We start from the raw sequence: 16,669 nt of genomic DNA on the forward strand, positions 1-16,669 counted from the left end.
ATTTCATCCACAAAATTCTCTTGTGTCTCTTTTAAAAACCAAGAGAATACATTGAAAAACTACCAAAGCACACCTTTTGACAACAATAGTCGACCCTTTCCTCTATTTGAAATTGTACTTTTAATATATAATAATTTACTATTTCAAGTTTTTGTATTGGATACATTCCCTTGAATACCGTTCAATCTAGCTGAAAAAACATATGACCAAATTAACCTGTCTTCTTATTTTTTTTGTTTACTGCATTGTATTCAATCTGCAGGCACAGACTCCAACTGCTGCTGATTATGAAATTACGGCGCAGCGGGTACAAGCTGATATTCTGACAGAAAACCCAGTCCTTGCCGATACTGAAATCAGTAAAATTTTAGGCTGGGTCCGTACTCAGAATACATCTTTAGGCGACTTAACAAAACCTTATTTCAGTGATATTGATTATACTTCTGATTACAATCAAAAGCTGAATACCATCCCCTATCGGGTTCAATTCCATTTTTATAGAATTCTCCAGCTTGCCGTTGCGTATACAAATGGAAGTTCAACCTATAAAAATAATCCCGCAGTACTTAATGCAATTATTGGTGCGCTTGAATATTATTATGTCAATAAGGCAACGCTGGATAATTACAATACCCATACAAATTATACATACCCATTTTTAGATTTTCCTGGATATTATACACAAGCACTTATTCTTCTTAGAAATAATGCAACAATGAAACCGTTGCTAGCAAAATATGCCGGGATGACTCCAAACAGGACGCACGACAGTGATTATGCAATGAGCCATTATGTAGGACAAAATTTACCTCTTACCGGAGCAAATTTATCCTATAATGGAACAAATGTATTTCGTGCTGGCATAGTTTTAAAGAATCAAATCTGGGTTACGGACGGCTTGAATGCAATTGCATCCTTTGTAAATAAAAACGCCTATGATGATGGTGTATTGGTTGATCAATCATTTTATGCGCATCATCAGGTATATAATTCCGGTTATGGTTGGGGTGGCGAAGAAACCGTAATCCAATATTGTGATAAGTATATCAAAGGAACAGACTTCGTTTGTAATTTTTCTATTCAACAAATCGGAGATTATTTATTGAATGGTCAATACTGGTTTCAATATAGAAAAGCATATGATTTTCAAACAAAAGGGCGAAACTTTCTTCGAATAGGTGACGAACACATTCAATTAATTGGTAATTCAACTATAGATTATATGGTAACTGCAGACGCTGGTAGGGCATCTGAATATCTTGCATATAAAAATCATACCTTGAATGGTGCCGCTTCAACACGAACAGGACATAAGCAATTTTTTAAAGCGAATATTGATGTACAGCGCACTGCCAATTCATACATGTCTGTTAAGTTTCCCTCAAACAGATGTTTTAGTATCGAACGTGGCAATATGCAGGGCATTAAATTGTATAACCTATCTCTGGGCGGAACAATTATAATGGCAGATGGGAGTGAATTTATGCGCCCCGATCGTGTGATCCCATCAAGTAATTCTCAATACCTGAAAGGTGAAATGATTTCAATTATGAATTATTCTCTTTTCCCTGGAACCACAACAAAATATTCTTCTACAGGAGTTGTTCCATCTATTGGTCCGGAAGTGAACAATTCAAATTTCTATCACATGAAAGGAGAAAATACTTTTGGAGGTGGATTGAATAATGGAAATTCTACAACGTTTGTAGGCACTGGCGGCATTTCCGCATTTATACAAGACAAAGCCGGCATCTATGATAATGGTGGCGGAAATAATCCTCCTCAAAAACTATATGTAGATCAATTGGTAAAAGCTCAAAAGGCTTATTTCTTTATTGGCGATGCGATGTTTTGCATGGGTAACAGCATCAGCTCTACTGATAACAATATTGTTACTACTGTAAACCAGCATTTGACTGCAGGTGCGGTAACCATCAATACTGGAAGTACATCCACATTTTCTTCAACGCAACAAACCTTCGCCGGTAATTTAAAATGGGCACATCACGATCAGATCGGTTACCTGTTCCCGCAAAATAAAAACATTGTAATTAAAAATGATTTGCAGACTGGCTTCTATACATGGAATGCAAAATTCGGCAATCAGGTTCCTACATCTTCTGATCAACTTGCCGGTGACAATGTTTTCAGTGTATGGATAGAACATGGAAATGCTCCGACAAATGAAACGTATCAATATGTAGTTATACCCAATATCAGTGCAGTGGACTTGGCTGCGAGATCCGCGAACTTCAGCAACGAATTTTCGGATATAACAAACACATCAAATATTCAAGCTGTAAGAAGTATAAAAAATAATGTATATGCCTGTGTATTTTATGTAGCTGGTTCATTTGTGTTTGGAGATGGTTTATCTGTAACAGTAGATAAGCCAGCATTGGTATATGTTGAAAAAAATAATAACGGCTATGCTGTATCTGTTTCTGATCCGCTATATATAGATAATAATACAATTAAAGTTCAATTGAATAAATTATTGAGTGGTCCAGATGCAATTGCGTATACCTATTCTACAATTATTACAGCTGCTATGCCGACCGGGGATTATGTTGGATCTAGCATCACAAATCAATACAATTATAAACAAGCAACCATTACGCCAAGTGGCGTAACTACCTTCTGTGCAGGAAACAATGTTGTATTAACTGCAAATACAGGGAAGTCATATATTTGGAAAAATGGAACAACTCAAGTTGGTATGGGATCAAGTTATACAGCAGCAACATCGGGCTCATATACGGTTCAGGTTACGTTTGCTGATAATTCTGTTTCGACATCTTCAGCAACTGTCATTACTGTAAACGCCTTACCAACAGCAACCATCACAGCCAACGGCGCTACAACATTCTGTAAGGGAGGATCCGTAACACTAACAGCAAGCACAGGTTCAAGTTATATCTGGAAGAATGGAACAACAACTGTGGGAACTGCTGCAACTTTCAATGCTACAACAGCAGGTTCATACACAGTAGAAGTAACAAATGCAGCAGGCTGCAAAGCGACATCAAACACGACAACAGTAACAGTGAATGCAGCACCAACAGCAAACATTACTGCAAATGGTACGACAACATTCTGTAACGGCGGATCTGTAACATTAACAGCAAGTACAGCTGCAAATTATATCTGGAAGAACGGAACAACAACCGTTGGAACTGCTGCAACATTCAATGCAACAGCAGCAGGTTCGTACACGGTTGAAGTAACAAATGCAGCGGGTTGTAAAGCAACATCAAGCGCGACAACAGTAACAGTGAATGCAGCACCAACAGCAAACATTACTGCAAACGGTGCTACAACATTTTGTAACGGCGGATCGGTAACATTAACAGCAAGCACTGGTGCAAGTTATATCTGGAAGAACGGAACAACGACTGTAGGAACTTCTTCAACTTTCAATGCAACAGCAGCTGGTTCGTATACAGTAGAAGTAACGAATGCAGCAGGCTGTAAAGCAACATCAAGCGCGACAACCGTTACCGTAAATACTGCACCAACAGCAAACATTACTGCAAAGGGTGCTACAACATTCTGCAACGGTGGATCGGTAACCCTTACTGCAAGCTCAGGTGCAAGTTATATCTGGAAGAATGGAACAACGACTGTAGGAACTTCTTCAACTTTCAATGCAACAGCAGCTGGTTCGTATACAGTAGAAGTAACGAATGCAGCAGGCTGTAAAGCAACATCAAGCGCAACAACAGTTACAGTGAATGCAGCACCAACTGCAAACATCACTGCAAACGGTGCTACGACTTTTTGTCAAGGGGGATCGGTAACGCTAACTGCAAGTACTGGTTCAAGTTATATCTGGAAGAATGGAATGACTACTGTTGGAACTGCTGCAACTTTCAATGCCACAACAGCAGGTTCATACACTGTCGAAGTAACCAATGCCGCAGGCTGCAAAGCAACAGCAGCAGCAGCAATAATTATAACAGTAACCTCATCTGTAATCTGGTATGCAGATGGTGATGGTGATGGTAAAGGAGATCCGAATGTTATAGAGTCTTCCTGTACACAGCCAACCGGATATATTTCAATCGCAGGTGATGCTTGTCCGATGGATGCGAATAAAATACAACCTGGCAACTGTGGTTGTGGAAACACAGAACAGAGCTGTCTGGATTGTGCAGGTGTTGCACATGGTACAGCCGCATTAGATGTATGCAACATCTGTTCAGGCGGAACAACTGGCAGAACGCCAGTACTTGATGTGAATCAATGCAACGTGACTACAGGAATAGATGATGCTTCAAGTCTGAATAAAATTATTGTCGTACCGAATCCATTCAGAGATGAGTTATTATTAACAATCCCTGCAGGATCAAAAGTAGAGATCATTGATCTGAATGGTCGATTGGTATATGAAGGAGCGGATATTTCAACGATTGAAACAAGCGATTTCAGTACTGGCTTATATATCGTCCGGATTTTGAATGAATCAGGTGTAAAAGTTATTAAAGTAGAAAAGGTTAATTGATAATCGCTATCAGTTAAAATACCAAAGGCTTTTAGTATTTAACAGCTTTACATAAATAAATATGGCGAATAAAATATAACAGTAAAAGTCGATTTAAAGTTATTGTCAACATGTATCACAACTAATTAAGAAGAACTATGATATCACATCGGATTATCTATATAATTGTTGTTGCTTTTTTTAGCATCACATCCGTCTCCGCTCAAACAAGTGACTTGGATTTATTATATAGCCGTTTATACCAAAATAATTATTCAGCGAATATCAATACATCTGTAGGGACATGGATAAATACCTTAGGTACAAACGGTCGCTGGCCAGATATCGATTATACGAAATCAAAAGCATATTCACCTACTCCACATAACGACCGTATAAAAGCAATTGCTTTGGCATACGTAAAAAATATTTCCGGAAACAGTTTTTATAATGATGCTTCAGTCAGAGCAAAACTTATTCTGGCATTAAATGACAACATTCCAAGAACCCACTTCACCATTTTTCAATGGTCTGATTACAGTACCTATAACTGGTATGATGATTATATAGCGAGTCCAAGTAATTACGCGAATGCGCTTGTATTGCTTCGAGATAAGTTAACGTCTCAGGAACAAACAAAATATAATTCTCATCTGAATGATTATTTATCCATAAAAAACACTTCCGGTAAAGAGCAGTTTGCAAACGGTGGTCAGAATCTTGTATGGGTTGCAGAGATTACAATGCGAAAAGGAGCTATTGAAAAAAATACTGTACTCACATTGAAAGCATTCGAAGCGATTGCTTCTACCATGTCTATTATGTCTGTTCAAGGAGGTGAAGGTATAAAACTCGACAATGCTTTTCATCAGCATGGAGCTCAGGTATATTCGGGTGGCTATGGATTATGGTGGGTAAGTTCTATCGTTGGTAATATGGAGCTGGGATTAAATACTTCTTTCATGAGTGTATTTACAATTGCACGACGTACTATTTTTTCAAATTTAATATTGAATGGGCATCAATGGCTGGGATATAAAACAAATATGGATTTTGGGTCCGTCGGAAGAAATATTGCTCGCTATGGAGGTACCAATGCAATTCCAACTGGAATATTGGATCGTTTGAAAATCATTGATCCAATAAATGCACCAGCCTATCAATCCTGGATCAATCACCGGAACGGAGCGGCATTTGCATATTCCGGCAACAAACATTTTTGGCAAAGTGATTTAATGGTGCATCGCGCTGCAAATTATTATATATCTGTAAAAGTTCCTTCTGTCCGTACCGTAGGTACAGAATTTATGAATGATGAGAATAAAAAAGGATACAATCTTGCATTGGGATCAATGAATATTAATACACGTGGGCCTGAATATACCAGTATTTATCCATTGTGGAATTGGAGTCGCATACCTGGAACAACAGCAGAATTAAATGTTACCTATCCCAGCGAACATACGTTTATAGCAAATAATGATTTTGGTGGGGGTGTAAGTAATAAGAAAAATGGTGTGATGGCTTTTAAGTCTACATACCATGGCATTACTGCTAATAAAGCATATTTTCATATTGGAGATGCAGTATTATGTTTAGGCTCTGGTATTTCAGCCACTAAATCCAATGCTGTTGTCACATCTTTAAATCAAACGTTTACAAATGGAACCATTACAACCAGTGCTGGGGCAATGGGTACTCGTAATGATTATACATGGGCTCACCACGACAATGTCGGGTATATATTTCCGGTTGCACAAAATGTAACCATTCAAAATATTTCTCAAAGTGGGTCGTGGCAGGATATTGGCACATACACTAATCCTACAACTCCTCAAAATATATTCAGTCTTTGGATTGATCACAGTAAAAATCCAACAAATGCTACCTATCAATACATTATCGCTCCGGATAAAAATATTACTGTTTTTCAAAGCTTTGTTTCTAATCATGGATTTATTGTAGATCGAAACGATAATGCTATTCAAGCGGTTCGCAATACGTTATTGAAGATTTATGCTGTTGTATTTTATTCTGCCGGTACAATCACTTTCCCGGATGGTTTTAGTATTCAATCTGATAAACCTGCTTTGGTATTGATTGATTACAGTAGCGGAAAATATATCGTATCAGTGTCTGATCCTTTATATTTAAAAGGGAATCAAATTAAAATCACATTCAATAAGGAATTTGAAGGAATAACAACTTCTGCTAACACAAGTGTTTTACAAGTAACAACTCCCGATCCAAATATTGCCGATATCACATTGACAGGTACGTATACATTAAAGCAAGCTTCTATTTCAACATCTGGGCCTACTACATTTTGTTCAGGCAAAAATGTAGTATTAACTGCGAACGCTGGAAAAACATATATCTGGAAAAACGGAACAACCCAGGTTGGCACAGGACAAAGCTATACTGCAATAACATCGGGCTCATATACCGTTCAGGTTACGTTTGCTGATAATTCTTTTTCAACTTCCGCTCCAACAGTTGTTACAGTAAATCCATTGCCTGTTATCGATTCTTATATATTAGCAAACGGACAACCTTGGGCGCAAGGAACAACAGCATCCGTATGTGCCGGAGGTTCATTGAATATTGGTCCGCACCCCATTGTTGCAAGTGGATGGAGCTGGACAGGACCAAATAACTTTACAGCTAGCGTAAGAGAAATTGATTTTACGAATCTACAAAGCACCCAGGGTGGAGCGTATACCGCAAAGTATATAGATGGCAATGGTTGTACATCCACTTCGAATGTAGTTGTCACAGTCAATGCATTACCAACGGCAACAATTACATCTCCGGCAACTTCATTCTGTCAGGGCGGATTGGTAACACTTACTGCAAGCACAGGTTCATCATACAAATGGAAGAACGGAACAACAACCGTTGGAACTTCTTCAACTTTAAATGCAACTACAGCAGGCTCATTTACCGTGGAAGTAACAAATGCGAACGGATGCAAAAAAACATCAAACACGACAACAGTAACAGTGAATGCAGCACCAACTGCAGTAATCACGGCAAACGGTGCAACAACATTCTGCAACGGTGGATCGGTAACATTCACAGCAAGTACTGGTGCAAGTTATATCTGGAAGAACGGAACAACAACCGTTGGAACTTCAGCAACATTCAATGCAACAGCAGCCGGTTCTTATACAGTTGAAGTAACAAATACAGCGGGTTGCAAAGCAACATCAAGCACAACAACTGTTACAGTGAATGCAGCACCAACTGCAAACATCACAGCAAACGGCGCTACAACATTCTGCAACGGTGGATCGGTAACATTCACAGCAAGCACAGGTGCAAGTTATATCTGGAAGAATGGTACGACGACTGTAGGAACTTCTACAACTTTCAATGCAACAGCAGCTGGTTCGTATACCGTCGAAGTAACGAATGCAACAGGATGCAAAACAACATCAAGCGCAACAACTGTTACAGTGAATGCAGCACCAACTGCAAACATCACGGCAAACGGTCCAACAACATTTTGTCAGGGCGGATCAGTTACATTAACTGCAAACACTGGTGCAAGCTATATCTGGAAGAACGGAACAACAACCGTTGGAACAGCAGCAACATTCAATGTAACAGCGGCTGGTTCGTATACCGTTGAAGTAACGAATACAGCAGGTTGCAAAGCAACATCAAGCGCGACAACAGTTACACTAGAATCAGCTTCTACCTGGTATCAGGATCTGGATAACGATGGAATCGGTGACGCTTCTGCTATCCTGCAAGCATGTTCAAAACCCACAGGCTATGTTGCTTCCAGTGGCGATAGCTGTCCGCTTGATGCATTGAAAACGGAACCGGGTAACTGTGGTTGCGGAGTAACAGAAGGCAGCTGTCTGGATTGTGCAGGTGTTGCAAATGGAACAGCAACTCTGGATGTATGTAATATTTGTTCCGGCGGAACAACAGGCAGAACTCCGGTAACGGATGTAAATCTGTGCAACGTAACTACAGGAATAGATGATGCTTCAAGTCTGAATAAAATTATTGTCGCACCAAATCCATTCAGAGATGAGTTATTATTAACAATACCTGCAGGATCAAAAGTAGAGATCATTGATCTGAATGGAAGATTGATCTACGAAGGTCTTTCTATTGAACATATTCAGACAGGAGGCTTCAGCACAGGTTTTTATATTGTACGAGTTATTACTGAAAAAGGCGTACAGATCTTCAAGCTAGAGAAGGTTAATTAGAAACCATTTATACTTTAGCCGTTTCCCAAAGATAGTTTAGTTCAGTAAAATTGATTAACGGTTTAAAAGCAGAGCTATAATAGCTCTGCTTTTTTATTTTCATTCATGTCATATAGATGATTGCGCAGTATAGCAGGAGATCCGGATGTAGTGGATCTATTCTAATTTATTCAAAGTTGATATTCATATTCTCACAATAAGTAAAATCTGATTTCAGCAACTAGGAATCAGGGTATCGAAGCAGGATAATTCTATTGCCACAATTTTCATTTTTCAATCCTCCTTTTAACCACAAAATTCACCCCTTCATAGAATCTAAATATGGTATTATTGAAATAATAAATTAAACAAAAACAATATATCATGACAGCTACACATTTTATCCGGATGTTGGTATTCGTTATAGTTTTACTATCAACAAGTACCATCCATGCTCAGCGCCTGGTGAATTCAAGCGCTACGCAAGAGACTAAAAATTTAAAGGCCTATATGGATGATATCTATGGTCAAAAGATCATCTCGGGCCAGTACTGGGATACATATGCTACCTGGATCAAGAATCTTACAGGCAAAACTCCGGCAATTCTGGGTCTGGATTTTATGGATTATATGCCCAGAAGGAAACAGGAAGGTGCCAAACCAACCGATACACAGAAGGCCATTGACTGGGTGAATAACAAAAAAGGTATTGTTACCTTCAGCTGGCACTGGGATGCGCCTGCAGATATCTATGATGTGAATTATCGCCAGGAATGTGCAGGAACAACCGGCGGAGATGCACGTTGGTATAAGGCTTTTTATAGTTGTGCCGTTTGGTTTGATCTTCAGAATGCACTTGCTAATCCAGGCAGTACAAATTACAATCTTCTGATCCGTGATATCGATCTGGTTGCAGCAGAACTAAAAATATTGCAGGATAACAACGTGCCGGTATTATGGCGCCCGTTGCATGAGTCATCCGGACAATGGTTCTGGTGGGGAGCGAAAGGTGCAGGACCGTGCAAGGAACTTTGGAAACTGATGTATGACCGTTTGGTGAATCATCATAAACTTAATAATCTGATCTGGGTATGGAATTGTTATGGCTACGAACATGGAAATCCGACAGACTGGTTTCCAGGATATGACTACGTTGATATCATTGCGTATGATTATCCAAGATCGACGAGTTGGAACGAGTACAATACGATCCACGGAAATAAAGGAAAAGAATTTGCTTTGGCTGAAGTAGGTGGTCTGCCTAATCCGAATGATTTAGCAGCACAAGGATGGTCGTATTTTGTTACCTGGGGAGATTTTATTCAGAATAATAATTCCGAAGCCTATGTGAAGCAGGTTTACACGGACCCGAGAGTAATAACATTGGAATCGTTGCCCGATCTGAAAAATTATTTGCCCGTGGGTGTAAACATTGCGCTCCATAAACCTGTAAGCGTATCTTCGACAGAAGCAGGTTTAGGTAATGTAGCAGGGAATGCCGTTGATGGCAATGCAGCTACCCGATGGTCAAGTGTGTATGCAGATCCGCAATGGATACAAGTTGATTTGCAGGGTACATACCAACTCAGTGAAATTCGCTTAAAGTGGGAAAATGCATTTGCTTCTGCATATACCATTGAAACTTCAGCTGACGGAGTAACGTGGAATACTGTTAAGCAAATAACCAATGGGGACGGAGGATTAGATATCATTGGCGGTTTAACCACGACTGGCAGATATATCAGGGTGACCGGAACCACAAGGGCTACACAATATGGTTATTCGTTATACGAAATTGAAGTGTATGGAAATGAATCATGCAGTGCAACAATCACTGCTCAATCCACTTCCTTTTGCCAGGGTGGTTCTGTAACATTAACAGCAAACACAGGTTCAAGTTATATCTGGAAGAACGGTATAACAACTGTCGGCACTTCAGCAACATTCAATGCAACAGCAGCAGGTTCATACACGGTTGAAGTAACAAATGCAGCAGGCTGCAAAGCAACGTCAAGCACGACAACGGTTACCGTAAATGCAGCTCAAACAGCGAACATTACAGCTAACGGTGCTACAACATTCTGTCAAGGCGGATCGGTAACTCTAGCTGCAACTACTGGTTCAAGTTATATCTGGAAGAACGGAACAACAACCGTTGGAACTTCTGCAACATACAATGCAACAACAGCAGGTTCATACACAGTGGAAGTAACCAATGCGAACGGCTGCAAGGCAACATCAGCTGCGACAACGGTAAATGTTGAGTCGGCTTCTGTCTGGTATCAGGATCTTGATAACGATGGAATCGGTGATGCAGTTGCAAGTGTGCAAGCATGTACAAAACCTACAGGCTATGTGGCGACAAGTGGCGATACCTGTCCGCTTGATGCATTGAAACGAGAACCGGGCAACTGCGGCTGCGGCAATACAGAACAAAGCTGTGTGGACTGTGCAGGAATTGCTAACGGAACGGCAGCACTCGATGTGTGTGACATCTGTTCCGGTGGAACAACAGGCAGAACTCCGGTAACAGATGTGAATCTATGCAACGTGTCCACAGGAATTAATCAGCTGCAGACGATGGAAAAAATCCGTGTAGCTCCTAACCCATTTTCGGATCGTCTGTCTGTATCAATCGAAAACATCCTGAGCTACCAGCTGATGGACATGAACGGACGAATTGTACTGGAAGAACAAACATCTGCTTCCAGCATCAACACGAGTGGCTTAGCAAACGGTCTCTACATTCTACGCATTGTAACAACTACAGGAATTGAGTTTGTAAAAGTGGAAAAACAAGACTGAGTTTTGTTTTTTTGGTAAATAAAAAAGGGGAGCAATGCTCCCCTTTTTATTTATGTAAAGACATTTTATGAGGCGAATAAAGTAATCCACTAAATCGGAGGCAAACCCAATTCTTTTAGAAATTCATTGTGTTTGTCTGTATTCGTTTTAATTGCCTTATTAATTTCGACCAGCTTTTTATTTACTTCTTTCAGATCAATTTTAACTTCATCCAACGACGTACTAACATATCTTGAAATATTTAAGTTGTAGCCATTCTTTTCAATTTCTTCTATTGAAACTCTGCGTGAGTAGCGCTCTTGTTCTGTGCGGTACTGATATGTTTCAATGATTTTTTGAATGTCGTTGGGTGCGCCATTTTCCCCTTCTCTTAATGTATTTTGTCTTCCGGTTTTTTGATAATGCTCGCTGGCGTTGATGAACAAGACATCATCTTCTTTTTTACATTTTTTCAATACAAGGATGCTAACAGGTATACCTGTAGAATAAAATAAATTGGAAGGTAAGCCAATAACGGTATCAATGTGATTGTCTTTTAGCAATTTGGTACGTATGCGTTCTTCGGCACCGCCGCGGAATAATACACCGTGTGGCAGTATAATTGCCATGGTGCCTTCTTTACCTAAGAAGTGAAAACCGTGCAATAAGAATGCAAAGTCTGCTGCAGACTTTGGCGCTAAGCCATAACTTTTAAAACGAAAATCATCTGCTAAAACATCATTAGGTTCCCAGCGTAAACTAAACGGTGGATTGGCTACAATAGCATCAAATTCGATTTTCTTAGAAGGATTCATTTCATTCATCAGAGGCCATTGATTCTCTAAGGTATCTCCGTGAAAGATTTCAAACTCTGTATCCTTCATGCCATGCAACAGCATGTTCATACGGGCAAGGTTATAGGTAGTAATGTTTTTTTCCTGACCGAATATTTTGCCCACACTACCGCCATTATCCTTAATTCGTTTCCGCACATTCAGCAACAATGAGCCTGAACCACAAGCAAAGTCAAGCACCTTTGCCAGCTTCTTTCTTTTGCCAGCTGTAGGGTCCTGACTGTCTAATGTAACAATCTCCGAAAGAATGGTAGAAATTTGCTGTGGTGTATAAAACTCTCCGGCTTTCTTGCCAGAACCTGCAGCAAACTGGCCTATTAAATATTCGTACGCATCTCCTAGTGTATCTGAGCCGGATGAAAAATCCGCAATACCTTCAGCAATTTTTTGAATAATGATGCAGAGCTTTTTATTGCGTTCTGTTGACGTTTTACCAAGCTTTTCTGAATTCAAATTTATTTCTGAAAACAAACCTTGAAAGGAATTATCAAACGATTCGTTTTCAATATATCGAAATCCTTTTTCCAGCGTTTGTAACAATTCATCCTTTTGCGTACGCGCCAATTCTGTAATGTTGCTCCATAAGTGTTTGGGCTTTATTACATAATGCACTTTTTTACGCATTTGAGCTTCAAAGTCATCAATCTCTTTGGGATTCTCTGTATACCAAATCTCTAAAGGAGTATTCACTTTCAGTTTGGACATAACATCCTGCGGGGTATTGTCAGGATAATCTTTGCCCAACTCTTTTTTGGCTGCTTCTTCGTAATTGTACGACAAGTAACGCAAGAAGAGAAACGATAGCATATAATCCCTGAAGTCATCTGCATTCATCGCGCCGCGCAAATTATCAGCAATCCTCCAAAGTGTATTACCTAACTGTTGTTGTTCTTTTTGTGTCATTTCTTATTATTTTTAAGCAAATATTTCAGGTAATTGAAACTCATGTTTACCTAAAAATGCATTCAATATCCTTTTAAATAATTCTTTATTATCCTCATTCATTTCAACAGGTTCATATACCGAATATTTTCCGTGGCTAAGCAAATTTAAAGCACGTGAAAAAAGGATTTCATCTTCTACATCGTAAATGCATTTAGAAAATTCATCATGACCAAAGAAGGTTGAAGTTTTTTCCAAGACACTACGTAGCATATTGAAATGATATGTGTTTATCTTTTCTGAATCTGCTACTCTTTTTAATTCAGTCAATAAAGCAACATGATGAAAAAATGGGGTGTCATTTGTAGCTTGTAGCAAGTAACCTTCTGCACCATTTTTATGCAGAAAGTGACTTTTATGTTTAAGATTTCTTAATTCATTATACATCACATTAAAGAATAAGGCATGATGTGAAGAAATAACAACCTTTAATTTTTCTTTTCCTCTTTTAAGTAATTGAGCTAAATCACTAGCAACTGCAATTGCATTATTGTCGTCCAAAGAAGAAATTGGATCATCTATGTAAATATAATTTATGCGCTCATAAGATTTATCGCCATCAATAACTAACTCAATAAGAGCAAGAAAAACACACCAAATAAAAATATTTTCTTCTCCTCTTGAAACCTTGATATTGGATTGAATAATATATTCAGGTTCTTCTGATTCAGGTCTAAATTTGGGGTTCTTTACTTGTTTCTTAAAAGCGATTGTTCCTTTTATAAAATCAAGGTCAAAATTAAAATCGGTATATCGTTCTAAATAGCTGAAAATCTTTTCATCTAAAGCCAGTTCCTTAAAACCATCAAAAAAGGTAGAATCTTTATTAATGATTAAATACCTATCAATATCATTTACAAGGTCGTTGTTCCAGTGGAAGAGGTCTTCTGTATATGCATTATAATAGAGTGTATCGGACTTAGGGTCTTTTTTTTGTTTTTTGCTTACATCTTTAAATTCCATGGAAAGGCGTGTTTTCCCCGTTCCATTATAAGCATAAAGTAGTACAAAATTATGGTCGTTTAAATCATCCCTCAATCTAACAGCAACATTTTTTAATGTTTTATACTTATATAATTTTGTTTTGCCGCTCATATTCTAATCGATTACTTTTGGAAATAAAGCCTGCATCAGACCTTTTTTGTGTAACTTTAAAGCTTCGAGTTTGTCTGTTTGTTCAATAATTAATTCATCTAATGATGAAAGGCATTCGGCTATTTTTACTTGTTCATTTTTTTTTGGTAAAATTATTGGCATATCTGAAATCATTGACATCCTAACCGAATCGACTGAATTCTTAGCACTCATTCGCATAACTCTTTCATTGAAATATTGAGAGAAATACATATAGACAAATTTACCATATGTTTTTTCTGAAAAATTATAAATACTATATACTCTCTGATGAAAGTCAAACTTCCCAACTATATAATGAAAGTTTTTACCTACACCTACACCATCACCAGAAGTCAATATCGCCTCACCATCGTATGAATAAGAATTAATTCGTTCAACAGTTTGCGATCTTACAAAAAATGGATAGAGACCATTATCTACTTTGTTCTGAGTATCCTTATTACCTGTAGTTACTTTAGCAATTTCTCCTATTGTCTTCGTTTCCCACTCCCTATCCTTCGCAAACTCTTTAAACCGCCACTTAGGAACTGTTTCACCTTCTTGCGGAAAGAGATTTTGCATCAACCCTTTTTTATGGTCTTTTAAGCTTTCTAATTTTTGACTGTGTACTGAGATGACTTCGTCTAACCATGAAAGACAGGAAGCGATTTTTTGCTGTTCTTTTTTGTTTTTAGGTAAGTAAACTGGCAATAGTTTTATGATCTCAGCATTTAAATTTTTTACTGCTGCGCCAGCTGCATTGGTTTGAAAATAAGATTGGCTTGATTCTGAAGAAATGAAGTAGTACAAATAATCTTCAAAAGTTTTTTTTGAAATTTTTCTTATTGCAATCCAGCCATCATGAATACATGTTTTGATTTTTAGAATATAAGGTCTGCCAAAACTCATAGAGTTTGAAAGAATTAAATCTCCTGGATTGACTTCCCTTGTACTACTTAAGGCTTCAACAATAACTTTTTCTTTGGTGCTTATAATGTATTTTGATTCAGAAGACACATCAGCAATTTTCAACCAATTCAAGCCATCAATATCTGTTGTTTGATAATCCTGAATCGGTCGTGGAGATCCCCCTCGAACGATTTCTGAAATATCTCCAAGCACCTCTTTCTCCCATTCCCCATCCTTCTTAAATTCTGGAAAACGCAATTCAGGAATATGTTTATTCTTCATCGTTGCCCAGTGTTTGATTCCCTAAACTGTTTTCATTTTCCGAAGCCTGTATCTCTGTCAAAAGCAAGGTTTGTAATTCGTCTTTTGGCAGCAACAATTGATATTCGGCAACTCCTATGGGTTTATTTATATCCTGCAGAGCAATTTCGACATCCAAATGATCCTTGTCCGCACAGAGAATAATGCCAATGGAGGGGTTTTCATTCTCACCTTTTTCCAAGCGGTCTAACAGCGAAAGATAGAGATTCATTTTACCAACGTATTCGGCTTTAAAGCTACCTATTTTCAACTCAATAGCTACCAACGATTGTAATCCGCGGTGGAAAAAAAGCATATCCACGAAGTATTCTTTTTGATTGTACTCCAAGCGATGTTGATTGCCTATAAATGTAAAGCCTTTGCCTAATTCCAGTATAAACGCTTTAATTTTTGTAATCAATCTATTTTCCAACTCCAGTTCCCTGAGAGGTTCCGTAATGCCCAGAAACCCCAGGTTGTAGCTGCTTTTAAACACTTCATTGGCATAATCGGCATGCGCCTCAGGCAGTAAAGCATCAAAGTTGTGTGATTTAATACTCTTTTGTGCTTGTTGGTAGCTATCCAACTTAATAGCATTCAGTAACAAATCTCTGGACCAGCCTTTGCTCAGTGTTTCGTTGGCGTAAAATTCTACTTCCTTATCTTCTTTTATTTTATTTATCAGCAATACATTATGTCCCCAAGGCAAAACTGCGACAGCCTGTCGCAGTTTTGCCTCTGCTTGAAAATAGCGTTCATAAAAGCGTTTCATATCCCACAAATTACGTGGAGATAGTCCCATATCCGGAAACTCTTTTTTTAAGTCTATAGACAATTCTTTTACAACCCCACTGCCGTACCCTTCTACCAATTGTTTTTCAAAAAGTAGTTTACCCAGATTCCAATAGATAGAATTGGCAGTACTGTTTACTTGTTTGGCAATAGCAAGACGTGCCGAACGAATTTCAACAAGGGCTTGCTGCAACATTTCAGCATATTCCTGCTTATTTATAGCATTCAATTTATTTATCTCTTTAGGCATTTAGTTGTGGAGTTATATGATTTTAGAGGCC

General features: G+C 38.5%; 7 protein-coding genes. 3 read left to right on the forward strand and 4 right to left on the reverse strand.

Annotated features, from left to right (window positions below):
* Positions 1-202: 202 nt before the first annotated feature.
* From A3EE_RS21120 to A3EE_RS21130, 3 genes are all read left to right on the forward strand, one after another.
* The gene (locus tag A3EE_RS21120; RefSeq protein ID WP_018341669.1) at positions 203-4,504 is read left to right on the forward strand and encodes a polysaccharide lyase family 8 super-sandwich domain-containing protein; all 4,302 of its coding nucleotides are present in this window, start codon (positions 203-205) and stop codon (positions 4,502-4,504) included.
* A 137-nt stretch (positions 4,505-4,641) separates the two neighbouring features.
* Complete coding sequence (locus A3EE_RS21125; protein ID WP_083921232.1) at positions 4,642-8,712, forward strand: polysaccharide lyase family 8 super-sandwich domain-containing protein; 4,071 nt, start codon at positions 4,642-4,644, stop codon at positions 8,710-8,712.
* 363 nt (positions 8,713-9,075) lie between these two features.
* Positions 9,076-11,496 (forward strand): glycosyl hydrolase, encoded by a 2,421-nt coding sequence (locus A3EE_RS21130; RefSeq protein ID WP_018341671.1) that lies wholly within the window; start codon positions 9,076-9,078, stop codon positions 11,494-11,496.
* Positions 11,497-11,585: 89 nt separating this feature from the next.
* Here the strand turns inward: A3EE_RS21130 and A3EE_RS0101595 are convergent, their stop codons facing one another.
* From A3EE_RS0101595 to A3EE_RS0101610, 4 genes are read right to left on the reverse strand one after another with little or no spacing between them, the layout of a single operon-like run.
* On the reverse strand, positions 11,586-13,232 hold the full coding sequence (locus A3EE_RS0101595; RefSeq protein ID WP_018341672.1) for a type I restriction-modification system subunit M: 1,647 nt from the start codon (positions 13,230-13,232) through the stop codon (positions 11,586-11,588).
* A gap of 12 nt (positions 13,233-13,244) precedes the next feature.
* Positions 13,245-14,366 carry an AAA family ATPase gene (locus A3EE_RS0101600; protein ID WP_018341673.1) on the reverse strand — a complete coding sequence of 374 codons (1,122 nt, stop codon included), beginning with the start codon at positions 14,364-14,366 and terminating at the stop codon, positions 13,245-13,247.
* 3 nt (positions 14,367-14,369) lie between these two features.
* Positions 14,370-15,578 (reverse strand): restriction endonuclease subunit S, encoded by a 1,209-nt coding sequence (locus A3EE_RS22040; protein WP_018341674.1) that lies wholly within the window; start codon positions 15,576-15,578, stop codon positions 14,370-14,372.
* A complete protein-coding gene (locus A3EE_RS0101610) occupies positions 15,568-16,638 on the reverse strand; it encodes a PDDEXK nuclease domain-containing protein (protein ID WP_018341675.1) in 1,071 nt (356 codons plus the stop codon). Before A3EE_RS0101610 ends, A3EE_RS22040 begins: the two co-directional genes overlap by 11 nt.
* Between the last annotated feature and the right edge of the window lie 31 nt (positions 16,639-16,669).

The sequence above is a fragment of the Cytophaga aurantiaca DSM 3654 genome, assembly GCF_000379725.1.
GTDB classification, from domain to species: domain Bacteria; phylum Bacteroidota; class Bacteroidia; order Cytophagales; family Cytophagaceae; genus Cytophaga; species Cytophaga aurantiaca.

Excerpts from the sequence above, each read along its gene's own strand:
- A3EE_RS21120 (WP_018341669.1), top strand. The coding sequence starts at position 203 with ATGACCAAATTAACCTGTCTTCTTATTTTTTTTGTTTACTGCATTGTA.
- A3EE_RS21125 (WP_083921232.1), top strand. The coding sequence starts at position 4,642 with ATGATATCACATCGGATTATCTATATAATTGTTGTTGCTTTTTTTAGC.
- A3EE_RS21130 (WP_018341671.1), top strand. The coding sequence starts at position 9,076 with ATGACAGCTACACATTTTATCCGGATGTTGGTATTCGTTATAGTTTTA.
- A3EE_RS0101595 (WP_018341672.1), bottom strand. The coding sequence starts at position 13,232 with ATGACACAAAAAGAACAACAACAGTTAGGTAATACACTTTGGAGGATT.
- A3EE_RS0101600 (WP_018341673.1), bottom strand. The coding sequence starts at position 14,366 with ATGAGCGGCAAAACAAAATTATATAAGTATAAAACATTAAAAAATGTT.
- A3EE_RS22040 (WP_018341674.1), bottom strand. The coding sequence starts at position 15,578 with ATGAAGAATAAACATATTCCTGAATTGCGTTTTCCAGAATTTAAGAAG.
- A3EE_RS0101610 (WP_018341675.1), bottom strand. The coding sequence starts at position 16,638 with ATGCCTAAAGAGATAAATAAATTGAATGCTATAAATAAGCAGGAATAT.